Annotated in this window: 16 protein-coding genes; 7 read left to right on the plus strand and 9 right to left on the minus strand. The window is 62.4% G+C overall.

Features of this window, described 5'->3' with window-relative positions; all coding sequences use genetic code 11:
* Positions 1–318 precede the first annotated feature (318 nt).
* Positions 319–738 carry an acyloxyacyl hydrolase gene (locus AC1DMG_RS03600; protein ID WP_477176453.1) on the plus strand — a complete coding sequence of 140 codons (420 nt, stop codon included), beginning with the start codon at positions 319–321 and terminating at the stop codon, positions 736–738.
* A 27-nt stretch (positions 739–765) separates the two neighbouring features.
* Here the strand turns inward: AC1DMG_RS03600 and AC1DMG_RS03605 are convergent, their stop codons facing one another.
* The 4 genes from AC1DMG_RS03605 to AC1DMG_RS03620 form a co-directional block, all read right to left on the minus strand.
* On the minus strand, positions 766–3,681 hold the full coding sequence (locus AC1DMG_RS03605; protein WP_477176454.1) for a sensor histidine kinase: 2,916 nt from the start codon (positions 3,679–3,681) through the stop codon (positions 766–768).
* 495 nt (positions 3,682–4,176) lie between these two features.
* Entirely contained in the window at positions 4,177–5,706 is a 1,530-nt protein-coding gene (locus tag AC1DMG_RS03610; protein ID WP_477176455.1) for a CoA transferase, read from the minus strand.
* Positions 5,707–5,804: 98 nt separating this feature from the next.
* Positions 5,805–6,746 (minus strand): 3-hydroxyacyl-CoA dehydrogenase NAD-binding domain-containing protein, encoded by a 942-nt coding sequence (locus AC1DMG_RS03615; protein ID WP_477176456.1) that lies wholly within the window; start codon positions 6,744–6,746, stop codon positions 5,805–5,807.
* Between the two features lie 79 nt (positions 6,747–6,825).
* Positions 6,826–7,728 (minus strand): hypothetical protein, encoded by a 903-nt coding sequence (locus AC1DMG_RS03620; RefSeq protein ID WP_477176457.1) that lies wholly within the window; start codon positions 7,726–7,728, stop codon positions 6,826–6,828.
* 486 nt (positions 7,729–8,214) lie between these two features.
* Between AC1DMG_RS03620 and AC1DMG_RS03625 the strand changes: the two genes are divergently transcribed.
* Positions 8,215–9,018, plus strand: a complete 804-nt coding sequence (locus tag AC1DMG_RS03625) for an acetoacetate decarboxylase family protein (RefSeq protein ID WP_477176458.1) — start codon at positions 8,215–8,217, stop codon at positions 9,016–9,018.
* A 122-nt stretch (positions 9,019–9,140) separates the two neighbouring features.
* Positions 9,141–9,590, plus strand: a complete 450-nt coding sequence (locus tag AC1DMG_RS03630; protein ID WP_477176459.1) for a hypothetical protein — start codon at positions 9,141–9,143, stop codon at positions 9,588–9,590.
* A 10-nt stretch (positions 9,591–9,600) separates the two neighbouring features.
* Here AC1DMG_RS03630 and AC1DMG_RS03635 read toward each other — a convergent pair whose 3' ends face one another.
* Positions 9,601–10,524, minus strand: a complete 924-nt coding sequence (locus AC1DMG_RS03635; protein WP_477176460.1) for a PucR family transcriptional regulator — start codon at positions 10,522–10,524, stop codon at positions 9,601–9,603.
* Between the two features lie 215 nt (positions 10,525–10,739).
* Between AC1DMG_RS03635 and AC1DMG_RS03640 the strand changes: the two genes are divergently transcribed.
* Both AC1DMG_RS03640 and AC1DMG_RS03645 read left to right on the plus strand, forming a co-directional pair.
* Entirely contained in the window at positions 10,740–11,987 is a 1,248-nt protein-coding gene (locus AC1DMG_RS03640) for a PucR family transcriptional regulator (RefSeq protein ID WP_477180181.1), read from the plus strand.
* 369 nt (positions 11,988–12,356) lie between these two features.
* Complete coding sequence (locus tag AC1DMG_RS03645) at positions 12,357–13,166, plus strand: sensor histidine kinase (protein ID WP_477176462.1); 810 nt, start codon at positions 12,357–12,359, stop codon at positions 13,164–13,166.
* A 182-nt stretch (positions 13,167–13,348) separates the two neighbouring features.
* Here AC1DMG_RS03645 and AC1DMG_RS03650 read toward each other — a convergent pair whose 3' ends face one another.
* From AC1DMG_RS03650 to AC1DMG_RS03660, 3 genes are all read right to left on the minus strand, one after another.
* Complete coding sequence (locus AC1DMG_RS03650) at positions 13,349–13,801, minus strand: hypothetical protein (protein ID WP_477176463.1); 453 nt, start codon at positions 13,799–13,801, stop codon at positions 13,349–13,351.
* A gap of 123 nt (positions 13,802–13,924) precedes the next feature.
* On the minus strand, positions 13,925–14,137 hold the full coding sequence (locus AC1DMG_RS03655) for a hypothetical protein (protein ID WP_477176464.1): 213 nt from the start codon (positions 14,135–14,137) through the stop codon (positions 13,925–13,927).
* Between the two features lie 83 nt (positions 14,138–14,220).
* Entirely contained in the window at positions 14,221–15,111 is an 891-nt protein-coding gene (locus AC1DMG_RS03660) for an AraC family transcriptional regulator (protein ID WP_477176465.1), read from the minus strand.
* Positions 15,112–15,270: 159 nt separating this feature from the next.
* On the opposite strand from AC1DMG_RS03660, the gene AC1DMG_RS03665 reads away from it, so the two are divergent.
* The gene (locus tag AC1DMG_RS03665) at positions 15,271–16,050 is read left to right on the plus strand and encodes an SDR family NAD(P)-dependent oxidoreductase (protein WP_477176466.1); all 780 of its coding nucleotides are present in this window, start codon (positions 15,271–15,273) and stop codon (positions 16,048–16,050) included.
* 37 nt (positions 16,051–16,087) lie between these two features.
* On the opposite strand, the gene AC1DMG_RS03670 is transcribed toward AC1DMG_RS03665, so the two are convergent.
* Positions 16,088–16,996: an NmrA family NAD(P)-binding protein gene (locus AC1DMG_RS03670; RefSeq protein WP_477180182.1), complete on the minus strand. Its 909-nt coding sequence runs from the start codon at positions 16,994–16,996 to the stop codon at positions 16,088–16,090.
* Between the two features lie 206 nt (positions 16,997–17,202).
* Between AC1DMG_RS03670 and AC1DMG_RS03675 the strand changes: the two genes are divergently transcribed.
* Positions 17,203–17,760, plus strand: a complete 558-nt coding sequence (locus tag AC1DMG_RS03675; protein WP_477176468.1) for a PadR family transcriptional regulator — start codon at positions 17,203–17,205, stop codon at positions 17,758–17,760.
* Positions 17,761–17,801: the final 41 nt, after the last annotated feature.

The following is a 17,801-nucleotide window of genomic DNA, read 5'->3' on the forward strand; positions in this document are numbered from 1 at the left end:
GCGGGCGAGCGCGATCGCCGCCATGCGACCTGGGCGCGTCGCATCTGTCCTTTCCAAGGCAGTTTCGTTCAATACGGCCTTGGTGAAGGCTTTTATCGTCGCATCCTCCTGAAGCGTCGCGCTTCAGGCGCCGAGGTACGGCAGCTTCCGCGGCCGCGCGTGACCACCCCGCAAAACTCCCAAGAAAAAACGTACGGATGATCTATGTACCTAGTGACTTGTAGGCGCGCCTGTGCCGGCCTGGCGTCGGCGTGCCTGGCATCGATGTGCGCGCCTGCCGCGGCCATGGACCTTCAGCTTCAAGTGGGACGTAGCTATATGGATAGCTACGCTGCCAACGCGGCGTTTGTCGAATCGGTGCTCAACGAGAAACCCATCGGCAGCGGACGATTTACCTGGGCCCCGGATATCTCCCTGGGTTGGATCAACGGGCGCGACCTCGCAAGATTCCGCGAAAGCCGCTACGGCACCGACCAAGACAGTTGGCTGGCCGCCGGCGGTGTGCGCTTTCGCTACGGCGATGCCGGCAGCTGGAGTCACGCGCTGTTCTTCAGCTTTCAGGGCGCCCTGCACGCTGGCCGAACGGAGGCCTTGAGCAGCGTCGGTGAATTTGTCAGCACCGCCGGCTGGCAGGGCCGCAGGCTGAGCTTTCAGATACGCCACGTTTCCAACGGCGGCCTGCATGATCCCAATCGCGGCGAGACCATGCTGCTGGTCGGCACCGGCTTTGACATCTGATCGCTCGACACCTGCATGACTGCGTCGTCAGGGACGCTTTCGGTGAAACAGGCGCGCCAGCGAAAAAGGCAACGCCTGCGCATAGGCGCGGCGACAGGGAACCTGCAACTCGACGACGGTGCCTTGGCCTTGTTCGCTGGTCACCGTCAGCTGCCCCTCCAGCTTGGCGGCGCGCTCACGCATGCCTGCCACGCCCCAATGGCCTTCCTTCTGCCGCTCCTCCACGCAGTGTTCGATCATGCCAATGCCGTTGTCGCCGATGGTGACCGTCAGGCCGCGTTGCGCGTAATCGACGGTCACCCAGACGGCTTCGGCCTGTGCATGCCTGAAGGCGTTGAGCAGGGCTTCGCGGGCGATCGCAAGCACTTCTTCGCACGCATCCTGGCGCAGTGCGCGCGGGTCGCTGACCAGACGGAGCGAGAATCTCGTTTTCGATTGCAAGGCGGACTCATTGCCGGCGGCGAGCAGGTCCGCGATGAAATCGGCCTGGTGATCGTGCGATTGGCGCAGCGCACTGATCGCGTCACGCCCGTCGATCAGCATGCTGCGCATCTTGTCTTCGATCTTGATCGCGCTGTTTCGCTGGGCATCGGACAAGCTAGGGCTGCGCGCCCACAGTTCGACCTGCAGCAGGATGCCCTGCATGCCTTGTAGCAAGGTGTCATGCAGATCCCTGGCAATACGCTCCCGCTCTGCCGAGCGTTCTTGCAGAAGCAGCCGGTACCGACGCGCAATAAAGGACACTCTCAGCGCATACAGACTCCAGGCAACCAGCACGGCGCCGGCCGCCAGCAGAGACTTGAACCACACGGTCTGGTAGAACGCGGGCGCCAGGCTGAACTGGAAGCTGGCGGGCGCGACGCTGTGAACGCCGTCCTCGTTGATCGCCATCACCTGGAACTGATACGTGCCGGGCGAGAGGTGGGTGTAAAAGGCTTCGCGCCGGCTGCCGGCCTCCTGCCATTCCTCGTCTGCACCTTCCAGTCGATATCGAAAATGCACACGCTCGGGCATGGACAGTGCCGGCGTGGTGTATTCGATGCGGACATTGGCGGTCTGCGGCTGCAGGGTAGGTGGTGAAGATAGCTGCCAGGATTTCCCGCCGGCACTGAAGCCGGTAATCGAGACTGTGGGAGCGACTTTGTTGTAACGAATATGCGCAGGGTCGATCCAGGAGAGATCCTGCTTGGTCGCGACCCAGATGCGCCCATCGGTGCTTTCCACCATGGACGGCCCCGGCCTGATCGCCTGGGGTTGTCCATTGATGCCGTCCTCCTGCGTAAACAGCTCATAGCTGGGTTGATACCCGGAGGTGCGCAGCAGGCTTTCAACTTCGCTGGCCGCGATGCGGTAAACGCCCTCGGGGCTGTTCAACCAGAGCTCGCCGCTGGCGGTTTCCACGATCCCCGAGATACCGCGCAGTGAGCTGCGCCCCTTGGTTTGAAAGGCAACGAAGCGGTTGTTGGGAGCAAGATAGGCAACCCCCTTGTCGCCTGCAGCCCAGACGTGCGCGCCACGCACCGACAGGCTCAGCACATTGCCGATGGCAAGACCGTCGCCGGGACCATAGAGCGCGACCTTGTCGCCATCGACGATCGCGACGCGGTCATTGGGATAGCCAAGCCAGATACGCCCGCTGGCATCGGTCATGACGCGAATGGATGGTCCATCGGGCAGGTCCTTGAGTCCGCCATTGCGCTGCCAGTTGCCATCCGTGCGGCGAAACACACCCACCTTGGCTACCGAGAGCCAGATATTGCCTGCGGCGTCTTCAGCCACATTCTGGCAGGCCTGAAGCACCTCCTTCCCGTGATCTTTCTTCATGCTGCCGGGCGGAGGCGGCACGTGCGTCACGCGCGCGCCGTCGTAGACCTGCAGATCGGTGTATCCGGCCATCCAGACGGCGCCGTGACGATCCACCATGGAGCAGTCCGATCCCGGACCCATGCCATCGATGCGCACAGGCGGCGTTTCGTCTCGAAGATAGAGCGCGTTTTCCCGCAGGCTGCCGACCCATAGGCCACCGGATAGATCTGCCGCCAGAGTGAGGTCGGCCGTCCTTGCCGAAAAGACCACCGGCGTGAACTTGCTCACGCTGAAGCGATCCAGGCCCTGGTCAGTCGCCACCCAGATGTTGCCTTCGCGGTCCATGAAGTAGACGCGCCCAAATTCGCCGCTCAGGCCTTCCGGCTTGGCGTAGTGTTCCTCATTGGCAGCGGCAACTTTCTGGTCGCTCCAATGGACTCGCGTAATGCCTTCGCGATCCTCTCGCGTCACCCAGAGCGCGCCGGAAGGGTCGCGCAGGCTGGCCCAGTACCCGTCGTAACGCTCACTCCACGGCACCGATGGCGGGAGCCCCATCTGGTCGTGTTTCGCCTGTGCATAATCCGTGGGCCGCAGTTGCGCGGTCTCCTCGTCCACGAGGTAGGCCGCCAGCGGTTCAAAGAGATACAGGCGGCCTTGGATTTGGCCTAGCCATAGCGGCTCATGGCCCGGATCGCCATCGTTGGGGCGCGTCACTTTTTCCCAGCGACCCTTGCGTTCGCGGGCGATGCCCCGGGTGCTGGCCATCCAGAGGGAGCCGTCCTTGGCACGCGCAAGGCCGAGCACGCTACCTCCCGGGAGCGCGGCTTCCGGCACGTTGGTGATCTTGCCTTGCCGCAAAACGCTCACGCCGCCGAAGGTGTAGCCAATCCAGAGATCACCATTGGGCTCGGCATACAAATAGGAAACATTGGTCTTGGGCAGCAGGTCGGTAGGACTGCGATCGAAGTGCACGCCATCAAAACGAATCAGGCCGTTCTGCGAGCCTATCCATAGAAAGCCGTCGGGCGTCTGGACGATGGCTTGCGCATTCGCCGGCGCGCCGTCCCGCGAGAGATAGGCCCGGTGTTGGAACTGCGTCAGGCCGAAGCGATACGGCGAATGCGCTTCCAGGGGCATCACCGCATGAGGTGGCTCAACGCACCGCGCGATGGATGGCAGACCTAGTGCGACCAACACGAGAAAGCGTGTCAATGCGCGTGAGGTGAATGGCATACCTTACAACCCTCAAAACGATGCATAGCAGGCATGCGCGTACGTGCAATGAGGTTGATGACCGCCCCTGGTCGGTATCGCAGTCCCGCGGCGCACAAGGTTGAGCTGGCAATCCGTGGTGAACGACTCAAGAGGCCGTGCGTGCCGAGGCATCGCACGGCTGTCGTTGGGCGGTAACGTGATCATACGCCCATCGCATACGGTGGTTGTCGAAGGCTATTCGTAAGGAAAGCCAAGTTTCGATCGGACAAACGTGCAGTGACGCCAGGGAGAGAACCCGCTTTGTGGCGGGTCCTCTCCGTAGGCGAGGGTGTGATCAGCCGATTGATCCGGATGACCGTCCCACGGACGGGTCGGCTGTCCAGGCAGGGATCGTGGGCAGCTGCCGCACGATCGTGGTCAGGAACTCAGCCACTCGGGCTTGGACGATCCGCGCGGTACGAGGACGGTGCGAAAGGCCTCCGGCGTTTTTGAAAGCACCACCTGATCGGTGATGCCTTGATAGGTGCCCAGCGGCGTTTCGGCGGTAAACGTATCGGGCTCAACGTAGCGGTGTTCTTCGCTCGATCCCGCCGTAGCCTGGGCGTACTCCTTGTCGAAGATCCCCAGCGACAGCTGCCACAGCACGGTTCGGGTCAGCGAGACCACCACGCGATAACTGCCTCCCTCCACGGCGCGACGACGCAAGGCGGCGAGCACGCCGGTGGTGCCGAGCCAGGCAACGACGTTGTCGCAAATCGGCACGATCGGCGGCTGCTTGGGCTGGGAGAGGCTGCCCTCGACCGCGAACAGGCCGGACACGGCTGCGCCGATCTCATCGAAGCCCGGCCGGTTCGACCACGGACCATGTTCGCCGTGCAGTACGACGGTGACGTGGATCAGGCCAGGATGCCTGGCGCAAAGCTCCTGCGCATCCAAGCCATGCGATGCGAGAAAGCCGGGACGCTTGTTGGCGAAGAAGACGTCGGTGGATGCAAGCAGCTGGTCGAAAACCTTGCGGTCCTCGGGAGCGTCACCAAGGATGGTCGAACGCATGCCGACCTGGACATCGAGGAAGAAGGCGTCTTTCTCGGTGTCGTTGGGGCGCCAGATATTGAGCACGTCCGCGCCGTACTGCGCCAGATCGCGGCCGATGGCGGCGCCTGCAATGACGTGCCCCATGCCCAGCGCGCGAATCCCGTCCAGCGGGCTGCGACCGCCGGGCTTGAAAGGCACCGGTTCCGACTCGCCGATCTTCTCCACCTGGATAAGCGGCATGTGCGCGAGATACTGGGAATACTGCGCCTCCCGACGGAATTCATCGTTCGTGCGGATCATGCCCATCACCAGGCCGGCCTCGGCTGCGGCTTCCTCGAGCTCGGTGCCATTCCATTTCAGGATCGCATTGCGCACCGCTTCAGGGCTGTCACTGCAGTGAAGCAGGTTGAGGGCTCGCGTTCTCAGCCTGGGATACACGTTCAACGGCATCACATGGCGCCCGTCGCGCGTCTCGTAAAAGAACGGCAACTTCATGAACGGGTTGTCCTCATCCGCACCATAGGCGGGTGGACGGCCATTCAGAAGCTCCCACTTCCCTTCGAAGAAACAACAGAAGCGCCGCAGCGCCTTGCGCACGTCGACGCTGATGTCCTGGCCTTCGCCCGTGCGCTGCTGCCAGATGGCGGCTGCAGCGACTGACTTGGCTGCCAGGCCAATGGCGGCCATGGTGCCGAAGCGAATGGCGCTGGGGATGATCGGATCCTGGCCAAAAAAGCTCAGCGTGCCGCCGCAGTCCTTGTCGCTCATGCCAACATCGGCGAGCACTTCATTGACACCTTGATGCAGGTCGAACACGGCATCCGTCGCCGGATGGGCGAGTTTGCTTTTCAGCGTGTTGGTCAGTCGGTCTGGTGTGGTGGCGGCCATCGCCCCATCGGTAGAAATCGTCATGTCAGTTCCCGTTTTAGTCGTGACTTTTCAAGGGACGCGTCCAAGCGAAAGTCGCGCGCCTTGCGCGGCAGCGCGGCGAGGTTGCATCGCGGACGCCGTTACGCCAGTCCGACCTTCCTGCGCAGGGCGAGGGCGCCGATGATCACCTTGTTTTCGGCGTCGGCCAGTTCATCCACCGAACGGCCCTTCACCTGCGCCTGCACACCGGCAACGATCTTCTGCTTGAGGGCATCGTCGACCGTCGGCTCGCGCAAGTCCTTCATCAGGCCCTGCAGCGGCAGCATCAGGTGTTCCATGAAGTGGCCAATGCCACCGGCGCCGCCACCGAGATGCCATTGCAGGCTTTGGCCCATGACGCCCCAGCGCAAACCCGGCCCGTAGCTCACCGCAACATCGGCATCCTCAACGCTGAGCACGCCTTGTTCGATCAGGTAGAGCATCTCTTTGTAGACCGCTGCCTGCAGGCGGTTGGCGACATGTCCCGGCAGCGCCTTGAAGATGCGTATCGGCTTTTTGCCCAGCGCTGCATAGAACGACATCGCGCGGGCAATCGTCTCCTCGGACGTCTTGGCGCCGCCAACCACTTCGACCAGGGGAATGATGTGAGGCGGGTTGAACGGATGACCGATAACGCAGCGCTCGGGATGCTTCTCACACTTGGCCTGGATGTCGGTCATGGTCAAGCCAGACGAGCTGGAGGCAATGATGACATCGGGCGCGAGGAAGGCATCCATGTTGCGATAGAGATCCTGCTTGAAGTCGAGCCGCTCCGGGCCGCATTCCTGCACCCAGTCCGCGCTCGCCAGCGCCGTATCCAGAGAAGTGGTGAAGATCAGGCGATCCAGCGATGCACCCGGTGAGAGGCCCAGTTCTTCAAGCGCCGGCCATGCCTCCTTGATGTAGGCATCCAGGGCGATCTTGGCGGTGGGCGCGATGTCGGTGGCGATGACATCCAGACCCTTGGCGAGGAAGAACGCGCACCAGCTGGCGCCAATTACTCCCGTGCCAATGACGACGACTTTCTTGATGTCTCTGCTCATGAACGGTGGCCTCTTTCGATCGGATGGCGATGGTTGCGCGTCGCTGGTGTTGCGAGTCGACGCAAGATGAGTTGGCGGATCACGCCGACGAGGGCTGCCAGAGCGCAATGCCGGTCAGCGCCCCCAGGCCGGAACGAATGACGCGCGGGGAGGCTGCGTCGCTCAATGCCACCACGCGGATGTTGCCGCCCAGATCGGACACAAAGGCCTGGTTGCTTGCGCGGTCCAGGGCGAGGCCGATGCCTTCCTGCAGGCCCGCCAGCAGGATCTCCGGCTTACCCGGCTCGCCTTGCGCAAAGCGCGAACGATTGAGCGTGTTTCCCTGCGGCGGATCGCCTCGATCCGTCCAGTACAGCGTGTTGCTTTGCTCATCCCATTCGAGGTCGATGGGTTCGGGCAGTTGGTCGAATACGACGCGGATGTCCGTTCGACTTGAGGGCGACATGCCTTTGGGCAGGTCCAGCGGGGCGCTCAGGATGCGGCCCTGGCCACCGTTCGGCGGCCCCTTTTGCGTCCAGTAGAGTCGCCCGTTCGCACGGTCGATCGCGATGCCGACGCAATGCCGCCGTTCGTCGGCGCGCTCCGCTTCGGTCGCCCCGGTTTGCACCAACACCGTGATGTCGCTGCCATCGAGGCGCGAGCGCATCACGCGCATGCCTTCGCGATCGCACCAGTAGAGCAGGCCTGCGTCGGCATCGACCTGCATCTGCTTGGGCGTGAATGTCGAACCCTCGGAGATGACCACCGTGCGATGCGAACCGTCGAAATCGACCCGCTCGATCAAGCCGTCGTTCTTGGACCAGTCCTTGCCCATATTGGTCCAGTAGATGTGCCGATGCCTGTAGTCGATGGCAATGCCATCGGGCGTGCCGCCCAGGTCATCGAGCAGAACATCGAGCTGCCTGGCGTCCAGTGACAGGGAGAGCAATCGTGGGGGAATCGCCTCAAGCACCAGCAGGCGGTCACTTGTTGCTGCACTCATCGTGGATCCTCGGTGTACGGCACAGTGAAGGGAGGCGGCGGTCTTGACCTGCTCGGCTGGGGCAGCCTTGCTAAAGGCAACGTTGAGCGGTGCAGGGCGGGGAGGAGGCCACCATGGGCGTCTACGATCCGGCCCACCTATGTTTGAGCCGCTGAACTGTGAGAGTTGGGCAGGCGGTGTCGTGGCAGAGCCTGAGGTCATCAACGATCAATCAGTGACGCAACTTTCGTTGATAGGCCGCCATCGTCCAAGCCCGCTTTCGGTACACCGAAGCTACTCTTTAGGGTCGCGCTGACGCGGGCGGCGCCGAAGGTCGCATGAGGTTTTGCGTCTCACGATCACATTCGTCCAAGATCGCCTGCCGCCCTGACGCCATAGTGGTCGTGGCAGAGCATTGATGTCCCCATGCAGGCGAGACACTGCGGTTTCGTGGCAGGGGTGATCTCAAAGTTCTCTGCGCCTTCCATGACGAACGAGAGCCTCCCCATGAAGAACGGATTTTTCGTTCCCATCACGCCTCGCGGTCTGTCCACCATCGCCCCGTCGCCGCCATGGCATTACGCGGGCGATTTCCTGGTGATCGATTTCTGGGCACAGCCAAAAGCAGTCGAAGCGTTGCTGCCGGATGGATTGACTCCGGACATCAAGGCCGAAGGGCACGCCCAGGCTTATTTCATCGACTGGCAGTTCACCGGTGAGCGCGAGGAGTTCCTCGATCCTGCGCGTTATCAATATCGCGAGTTCTTCATCCTGGTGGACGCGCTGTACGAGGGCGAGCCGGTGGCGTTTTGTCCCTATATTTTCGTGGACAACGATTCGGCGATGGCCCGAGGGTCGGCGCAGGGATTTCCCAAGCGGTATGGCTCGATCTTTCAGACGCGCACGTTTGCGGTCAACGGCATCGCGTCCGCTCCCGTGGCGAAAGGCACGAAGTTTGGAGCCTCGGCGTCGACTGCCGGTCAGCGCGTGGCCCGCGGCCTGGTGACTCTGGACCGGCCCGTCACCGATCTGGCGGCGCTCGGTTCCCGTCCCACCATCAATCTGCGGCATTTCCCTCGTCTCGCGGCAGGGCAGTGGGAGAAGCCGGCGGTGCATGAGTTGGTGAAGTCCGTGATGGATAACTTCACGGTCGCGGAACCCTGGGTGGGAGCGGGTTATCTCGAGCTGCCGGAATGCGAGGGAGAAGAACTTTCCGATCTTGCGCCGGTGCGTTGCGGTAACGGCTATCGCATGTCCGTGTCCTACTCGGTGACGGATTTGAAGACCTTGATCGACAGTTCGGTCAAGTAAGCCCCTCCGCGTCGGAGGGGCTGAAGAAAGAGACGGCGGTTGCCAGGACCGTGCCGGGAGCGTGCAGCCTGCGTTCCATCACGGTCTTCCGCCGACCCAAGGAGTTGCGTGGGCAGATCATCATGGAAACGGGTTACATCTCGGCACTTGCTGCGCTCGCGGGATCAGCCATCGGTGGACTGACCTCGCTGGCGGCGTCGTGGCTCAACCAGCGCGTGCAATTCAGCGCCCAGCAGCGCGCGGCCAACTTGAGCCGGCGCGAAGAGCTCTACCGGGATTTCATTCAAGAGGCGTCCAAGTGGTATGCGGACGCCTACGAGCACGACAAGCCAGCTGTTTCCAACCTGATCAATCTCTACGCGCTGGTAAGCAGGATGCGCGTGGTGTCGTCGCCGGCGGTGGTGGAAAGCGCCGACCGTGTGGTGCGCGTGATCATCGAGACCTATCTGGCGCCCAACAAGTCCTTCCGGGATGTCACGGAGATTCTGGACAACCAGGCCATGAATCCCCTGTGCGACTTCAGCACCATCTGCCGCGAAGAGCTGCACTCAGGGACGCTCGTGCAGGACTAAGCACGCTGCCTCAACAGCTGCCCTGCCGCAGGCGCACCGCGATATGCAGCTTGGATAGCCACGCAGGATCCTGCAGGTCCGCTCCCGTCATCTCCTGGATTCGTTGCAGTCGGTAGTTGAGCGTGTTCGGATGGATGCCCAGGTCCGAGGCGGTCCGCTTCCTGCGCTGGAATTGATCCAGATAGCATTCGAGTGTCCGCAGCAGATCCGGCTCGTGCGACAGGCGTTCGATCAGGGATTGGAGATAGCGAAGCACGTTGTCCGATCGCCGTGCGCCCTCATACAGCACGATGTCGGAGTAGCGATGCACTTTGTTCGGCGTCGCATTACGGCCGCCCATCTCCAGCGCTCTCAGGGCCTCGTCCATCGACACCGCCCAGCCCTGTGAGCCTTGCCCCATCATGCCCACGCCAATGCGCGCCAGCTCCGCCACGGACGCGATCAGGCGCTCGGCGAGTCCGCCCATCCGCTTGTCGCTGGCCAGCAGGGAATCGCCGCGTATGCAGGGGAACCAGATGATGAGCCGGTCGCGGTGGATCAGCTGCACCAGGTCGATGGGAGCCGTCTTGGCCAGGCGCGCCATGCCCAGCACGATGCGCTCCAGCTCAGCCTCATTGCGCGATATCAGGTGCTCGGGCATCCGCAGCTCCGCCGCGAAGGCCACCCGGGGGACGGTCGGATCGAGCCCGAGCGATTCGGCGACTCGATTGAAACCGGCGACGTCCTCCGGCTTGCTGAGGATGATGGTGTAGAGCTCGTGGCGCAGAGAACCTCCGTCTACCTTTTTTGGGCAAGCCGAACCAGCCGTCGCGCGGGCGACAGGATGGCCGGAATAAGTACGGTCTCCCCCGAGGAGGCCGCCGGATCGGTATCGATACCGTGGGGCGAGGAGTTTTAGCAGCGCGTCGGGACCAATAGAACTGTTTGGAATCACAACACGTCTGTGCCTATGCACAACGGCGTCGCGCCCGGCGGCGCGCACACGGCTCCCGGGCAACAGGTATCCGTCAACTTCGGCTCCGCCGTGACCCATCCGTACGAGGGTGCGATGATGGCCCGGCAGGTCGGGATGGGTTTGAGGATGGGCGCAAGGCGTTTCGCGCCACCGGCGCGAAGGTGGGACCCTTCCATGTACACAGGCGATCAACCATGAACGCGAAGATCCCCCATGTCTCAGGCAAGCTGCGTGAAGACACGCTGGCCATGGCGGCCTCACCGCAAGAACTCATTGACCGCTGCTATGCGGCGCTGAAAGAGGAAGAGGGCGACTACGCCCAGTTGTCTTCAAGCACGCGGGGCGACGTCATCGAATCCATCAGGCAGTCGGCAGCCCTGTGGTTTGACGCGATCTTGAGCGGCAAGGCGCCCAGCGAAGCCGATGTCGAGCAGTTTTCCCTCTTTGGAAGAAAGCGTGTCCACCAGGGCATCGAACTGACCGCGCTGCTCGGTGCGTTTCGCCTGGGCTCGCGTGAACTATGGAATTCCTATCTGGCACTGGCCTCCAAGAACGACGAAGTGCGCGACGCGTTGCTGTTCGAGGTCACCCCTTATCTGCTGGACCACTTCGGCAAGATGGTGCAATCCATCGCCGAGGCGTATCTGGACGAGCAGTACCAGCAGTCCCGGCGTCGGGACGTGCTGCGTTATGAACTGTGCAATATCGTCTTCAGCGATGCCGGCAACGTGGCCGAATTCAACCGCATCGCCGAAGCCATTGCGCTGGATCCGACGGTTCCACGTGTGGCGATGGCCTTTGAAACCAACCTGCCCATATCGATGTTCTCTCGCGTGGAAGCGGAGCTGGATAACGTGTTGGTGCGGATCGCGCGGGTGGCCAAAGTCGATGCAAATGACCTGGTCCGGGTCATTCACCGGGAACGTTTCGTGGTCTGGATGCCCTGTATCCGCGGCGATTCCATTCTTGCCAGCGATCGACGCATGCACGAGCTGGCCGAGCGGCTGATCGAATCCGTTGGCGACTTGAAGCTCGTTGGCATAGGCATGATGGGGCATGGGCCGGCCGGTTGGTTGTCATCGGTCGATGAAGCGTTGAAGGCCCTTGAACTGGGTGCTCGAACCGATATCGACGCCAAGGTCTTCCGGTACTCCGATATCGCCCTGCGCGAGGGCGCCAGACGCGCCGACAATGTACTTCGCTACCTGGAGTCCCTGATTGAGCGGCTATCCTACGATCCCGAATTGCTCAAGACGCTGGAATGCTACCTGGATCAGTTTCAGCGCAGGAAGCAAACCGCGGCGGTGCTGGGCATCCATCCCAATACGCTTAACTATCGACTCGACCGCATCCAGGAAATGACCGGGAGCAACCTCGAGGATCCCGGTTGGCTCGCCAAGCTGCACGTGGCCGTCAAGTTGCGGCGGGGTAGCCTTTTCTAGCCTGCTGCGCAAAGCGGGCGCAGCAACTTTCGAATCCGGCCGAGCTTTCCCGATCAGGCGATCAGCGAACGCCGCAGGCCTTCGCAGTCACAGCAGCTCGCGCAACAGGAGCGGGTCGCGTTGGGGATGTGCACATCCATCTTGCGCTTTCGAACAATTCCCTCGATTCAAGCGCACTGCTACAACTCGCATACCCCAGGACGCCAGACGGCGACCGCTGCTGTGCATGGGACATCACCTTCAGCCGATCTGAGGGCATGGCAAGGTTCCATCGAGCCGCAGCGCACAGGACTCGATTCAACGGCGCCCCCATCCGCTGGAGCTCGACCCTGGACGTCGGCGCAGCGTGAGAACCTCGAGGTACCTCGCATGTGGAAGCTTCAAGGTTGGCTGACCTACATCGTCCCCTTTGGTGTCGCCGCGCTCTTACTGACGCTCATGTATTTACTGGGCGTGTGGATTCTGGAGATGCAGTCCCAGCGTGTCCTGGATGAGCGCCTTTCGGAGCGCGAGCGAATTGCGCGTGAGCTGCACGATACGTTGTTCCAAAGCATTCAAGGCATGCTCCTCCAGCTCGAGCTGATCTCTACCAGCGCCAGCCTTGCCCAGGATCAGAGAACGCGTCTGGCGCAGATCGAAGAAGAGATGCGCCGGACCATGATCGAGGCGCGCAACGCCATTCACCGCCTGCGCCGGGACGACTGGGAGCACGGTGACCTGACCAAGGATCTGGAGGCTTTCGGCTCGCATGCGGCGACGTCTCCCACCACAAGCTACACCGTGCACAGCGAAGGGAGGCCGCGCCCTCTGCGCCCCGAGGTGCGCGACGAAGTGATGGCCATCGCGCGCGAAGGCATCATCAACGCGTTCACCCATGCGAGTGCCGAATGGGTGCTGGTGTCAGTCCACTATTTTCCGAGGCATTTCACCGTCAAGGTGACCGATAACGGCATCGGCATTACCGAGGAAAAGTTGCAGGCCAGGCAGAAGGAAGGGCATTGGGGCATCGCGGGCATGCACGAGCGTGCCGCACGACTGGGCGGCCTGTTGTCGATCGGTGCCGCGATGCCACGCGGGACCCGGGTCGAACTGGTACTGGCGCGACACCTCGCCTATGCCGCGCGGTCATCGTCGAAAAGCCTGATGGCCGGATCGCGTGCACTCGGCATCAGGGCGTAGTCGAGCAGCGCAGTACTCATCCCAGGCGTTGTCCAACCGGCGAATCCCGACTGACCGGACAGAACGCGCAAGAAAAAACTGGACTGCGCCACCCGCCAACCTTGAGGGAAGTGAGCGGAGGCGCAGCCAGTCGTCCGAAGGTCCCGTCGCCTGCCAGGACGAAAACGATGGAACTCTGATCGCTAACCGGCGACGCCGTCACGCCTCGACCACGAGCGAAGCTGCAGGCGGCGCAGCGCAAGGCGCAGGCCGATGCGGTAGCCGCTCTCGATATTGCCGTTGATGATGACGGTGGCGACGGGAGGCTTAAGCAGCCCGGCGCAGCATTCGATGCCATCACCGAAGTCGTCGTGCACGTCGATATAGGGCGCACGCAGGTCGTCAATCGCCGCGCTCAGGCCGGCTTCGGGATGCGCGCGCATTTCGGGAGTCAGATCACCCGGATCGAGCAGCACGAACTCGGTGGCCTCGGACTTGGCCTCGCTCACCTGTGCAATGAAGTTGCTCAAGGCGCCGCAGGCGCGCAGTTCGAGCAGGCGACCGGCCTGCAGGGCTTGTTGCTGAAGGTTGTAGAGCAGATCAGCAGTGAGGGAATGGCCGCTGCTATGCGGCCCACGGACAATCAGGATACTCACGACATCGCACTCGACACGGCTACTCAGAGCGAACGCGCCATGGTGCGGCTTTGTGCCGTAAAGGCGCTACGTCAAAACAGGCGCAGCCGCGTAAATTTCTCGCAAGATGCCTGTCGCGGCATATCACGACTCTCCCGCATACAGAGCGATGGCAATGGCTGCCTTTCGCGCTGCGCCCACCGCATCGATTTCCCTTCGATAGGTGAGCGGTGTGCTGCCGGACATCATTGACCGCCCGCGCGGCATCACCCAGAACGTGCCGCGAAACTCACGCCGACCATGAACCATCTCCAGTACAGCATCGACATCGAGCGATTCGATAAGACCATCGGCCATGGGAGCATGCATTGCCAGACGCGGGGGCGCACATAGTGCGGCATCCACATGTCGAACTGATGTCAATCGCAACCGATCGGCGCTTACACCGCAGCAGGCACCAGCGTCGCCACGTCACGCCGGGGCGGGGCGCCGAACATGCGCGAGTACTCGCGACTGAATTGCGACGGGCTTTCATAGCCCACCTGGTAGGCCGCCGATTCGGCCGTGGCGACGCCACTCACCATCAGATGCCGGGCCTCCAGCAAGCGCAATTGCTTCTGGTATTGCAGCGGCGTCATGGCGGTCAGCGCCTTGAACTGACGGTGGAAAGCGGAGGGGCTCATTTGCGCGATGGCGGCGAGCTCTTCGATGCGCACGGCCTCGGCAAACTGATCGCGCAAGGCATGAATGGCCTTGATGACGCGTTCCGCATGGCCGTTCGCCAACACCAGGCCAGCCACCTCGCCACCGTGTGGACCGGTCAGCAGCCAGTAGCAGAGCTCGCGCATGATCATCGGCGCAATCACCGGTATGGCCTGCGGTGTGTCGATCAGGCGCACCAGGCGGTAGACACATTCGGCCATGTATCCCCGGAAATGCGTGACGAAAATACCGTGTTGCACCTTGCTCACCGGTGGCGGGGGCGCATCGAGTCCTTCCATCACCTCGCGCATCACCGCAAGGTCAAACTCCAGGATGATGCCCAGATAAGGCTCGCTGGGACTGGCCTTGACGACACGGCTAAGCGCAGGAGTTTCCACACTCACCACCAGCGCTTGCCCCGGCTTGTAGTCGAAGCGCTGGCCGCCAAACGTGGTCCATTTGGCTCCCTGCACGACGACGCACAATGCTGGTCTGAAGACCAGATGTGCAGGGTGCTTGCGATGGTCCGAGCGCAAAAAGATGAGACCCGGGATCGGGGTCTCGAACGGCCCGTCCCCGGGTTGCGAGTCGGTGTAGCGTTTGACGATTTCGGTCAAGGCGTCCGGCATGAGGCGCGCTCCCAACGTGCAGGTCTCCATGCTATCCCCATTTTTGGCGGCCTGATCACAGGCGAGCAGGACTAGGCAAGAAGGTGGTCAGTTCCGGCATTTGGCGAGGACACCGGCGCGCCTAAGCTGATGCCCATCCTGATCACGTTGGAGATAGGCATGACCACCCTCGTTACTCGCACACCCGAACAGAAGATCGCCATCGTCACCGGCGGAAGCCGCGGACTGGGACGCAACACCGTGCTCAACCTTGCAGCGCGCGGCGTCGACAGCATTTTCACCTTTCGCTCCAACGAGGCCGAAGCTGCAGAGGTGGTGAAGCAAGCTGCACAGTCCGGGCGGCAGGCGATTGCCTTGCGCCTGGATACCGGCAACGCGGCGGACTTCGACGCATTCGTGGGTCAGGTGCATGCAGCACTCTCGACGCTGGGCGCCGAGCGCTTCGATTATCTGGTCAACAATGCCGGCACCTCGCATCACGCGTCGATTGATGCCACCACCGAGCAGGAGCTGGACAGTCTCTACCAGGTCCACTTCAAGGGCGTGTTCTTCCTCACCCAGAAGCTGCTGCCCCTGATCCATGACGGCGGCCGTATCCTGAACATCTCCAGCGGCCTCACCCGCATCACCATCCCGGGTAGCGCCGCGTATGCGTCGATGAAGGGCGCCGTCGAGGTACTCACGCGTTATCTCGCGAAAGAACTCGGTGCGCGCGGCATCGCCGTCAACACTCTGGCTCCCGGAGCGATTGCCACGGATTTCAGCGGCGGCATGGTCCGCGACAACCCCGAACTCAACCAGCGCGTCGCCGACATGACCGCGCTAGGTCGCGCCGGCGTACCTGACGACATCGGCCCGCTGATCGCGTCGCTGTTGGGCGAGAGCCATCGCTGGGTCAATGGGCAGCGTATCGAGGCATCCGGTGGTATGGCGCTCTAGAGCCTGCCTGCGATACGCCGCGCCGTGAGTTCCAGGATCAGGCCGGCGTAAACGCAGCGATGTGCTGGCGTGCGAATTCGGCGGCGGTCATGGGAGCGCGACCCACCAACTGCTCGAAGGTGTCGGTCATCCGGTCGTAGCGATTCTCGCGGTGCAGCTGAGCCATGACGACGAGGTGGGCGATCAGGTGCGCGGGCTGTCCGGCTTCGTGCAGCTTGGCTTCCCACATCGGCGGCGGCACGTTGACGTATTGGACGGCGCGGCCCAGTCCACCACTGAACTCCTGCGCAAGCTCCGTCATGGTCAGCGATTGCGGACCCGTGAGCTCGTAGACCTTGCCGATATGCGGCGCTGGATGGGCCAGCACGGCCGCCGCCGCGGCCCCTACATCGGCCGCGGCGATGGGCGAGGTCTTGCCATCGGCAAAGGGCAGGCGGATGGCGTTGTCGTCGCGGATGCCCTTGGCTGCTTGCAGCAGAAACAGGCCATCGAAAAAAGCCGTCGGGCGCAGATAAACCACAGGGAGGCCGGACCAGCGCAACATCTGTTCGGCGAGCCAGTGCTGCTTCTGYTGCGGGCTGYTGGTSGTCTCKGTCTCGCTCATCTGCGACARCGTCATCTGSGMSAGATTGACGAARGCCTTCACRCCCAGGCTTTTCGCCGTGACGGCGACATTGCTCGCTGCCTCCAGATAATCCGGCGATACCGACATCGTGAAGTAGACCACCGTGCAGCCTTGCATGGCCGCACGCACGGCGACGATATCGAGCATGTCGGCGACCACCACCTCGGCGCCCAGGTCGCGCAGCGTGTCGGCGCGTGCGTCCTGTTTGCGAACCATGGCGCGCACGCGATGCCCTTGCTTCAGCAGGATGCCGATGGCCGTTCGTGCCGTCGAGCCGACGCTGCCGGCGGCGCCGGTGACAAGGATGGTTTCCTGGGGCATGTCTCTCTCACTTTGGTGGGGATAGATCGAAGGCACGACGCGCTCACGCATGGCTGGCGAGTTGCGGTTGCTTGCTCGCGGCCAGAGTTGCCAGCGGGCTTCTGCTACGATCTATGTAGGAAAATACATAGTGGCAGCGTAGGTCGGCTATGTCAAAAAATACATAGCTGCCTGTGCGGGCGACCTGGCTACGGTGGGGTAAACACGTGATTGATAAGAAAGAAACGGCAGCGGGCAAGGAAAAGCCCCTGAAGAATGTCCTGCTCGCCGGTATCCATAACGAGCCGCGTTCGGGCTATGAGCTGACCAAATGGCTGCAAATCGTCGGTCAGCACTGTTGGTCGGTCGAGCACAGTTCGGTCTACCCCGCGTTGCGCGAGCTCGAACAAGACGGACTCATCCAATCGGAACGCGTGCCCGGAACGCGTGGACCGGAACGATCGATCTACAGCCTGACCGAGGCAGGCCTCGAGAAACTGCGTACCTGGGTGGCGCAGGGTTCGCCGCGCCCGTCGATCAAGGACGAACAGATACTTCGCGTGTTGTGCTTCGATTTGTTGCCACGCGAAAAGGCTTTGCAGCAGATCCGTGAGGTACGTGCGGAGCACCAGGCACAACTGGATTTCTTTCTCGCCAGACAGGCGGTATTGACTGAGCAACAGCTGGGGCCGCTGTTGGTGACGCGCCGCGGCGTGATTGCCGAACAGGCTTATATCGCGTGGTGCGATGAAGTGGCAGAAATGATTTCCCGCAGGCCGGCATAGCGTCGATAGATTGAGCGACGTGCGCTGGAAGTCGAGCGCAG

It is taken from the genome of Dyella sp. 01N36, assembly GCF_056399745.1.

Excerpts from the sequence above, each read along its gene's own strand:
- AC1DMG_RS03645 (WP_477176462.1), top strand. The coding sequence starts at position 12,357 with ATGTGGAAGCTTCAAGGTTGGCTGACCTACATCGTCCCCTTTGGTGTC.
- AC1DMG_RS03605 (WP_477176454.1), bottom strand. The coding sequence starts at position 3,681 with ATGCCCCTGGAAGCGCATTCGCCGTATCGCTTCGGCCTGACGCAGTTC.
- AC1DMG_RS03630 (WP_477176459.1), top strand. The coding sequence starts at position 9,141 with ATGGAAACGGGTTACATCTCGGCACTTGCTGCGCTCGCGGGATCAGCC.
- AC1DMG_RS03610 (WP_477176455.1), bottom strand. The coding sequence starts at position 5,706 with ATGACGATTTCTACCGATGGGGCGATGGCCGCCACCACACCAGACCGA.
- AC1DMG_RS03640 (WP_477180181.1), top strand. The coding sequence starts at position 10,740 with ATGAACGCGAAGATCCCCCATGTCTCAGGCAAGCTGCGTGAAGACACG.
- AC1DMG_RS03600 (WP_477176453.1), top strand. The coding sequence starts at position 319 with ATGGATAGCTACGCTGCCAACGCGGCGTTTGTCGAATCGGTGCTCAAC.
- AC1DMG_RS03620 (WP_477176457.1), bottom strand. The coding sequence starts at position 7,728 with ATGAGTGCAGCAACAAGTGACCGCCTGCTGGTGCTTGAGGCGATTCCC.
- AC1DMG_RS03615 (WP_477176456.1), bottom strand. The coding sequence starts at position 6,746 with ATGAGCAGAGACATCAAGAAAGTCGTCGTCATTGGCACGGGAGTAATT.
- AC1DMG_RS03665 (WP_477176466.1), top strand. The coding sequence starts at position 15,271 with ATGACCACCCTCGTTACTCGCACACCCGAACAGAAGATCGCCATCGTC.
- AC1DMG_RS03655 (WP_477176464.1), bottom strand. The coding sequence starts at position 14,137 with ATGGCCGATGGTCTTATCGAATCGCTCGATGTCGATGCTGTACTGGAG.
- AC1DMG_RS03660 (WP_477176465.1), bottom strand. The coding sequence starts at position 15,111 with ATGCCGGACGCCTTGACCGAAATCGTCAAACGCTACACCGACTCGCAA.
- AC1DMG_RS03625 (WP_477176458.1), top strand. The coding sequence starts at position 8,215 with ATGAAGAACGGATTTTTCGTTCCCATCACGCCTCGCGGTCTGTCCACC.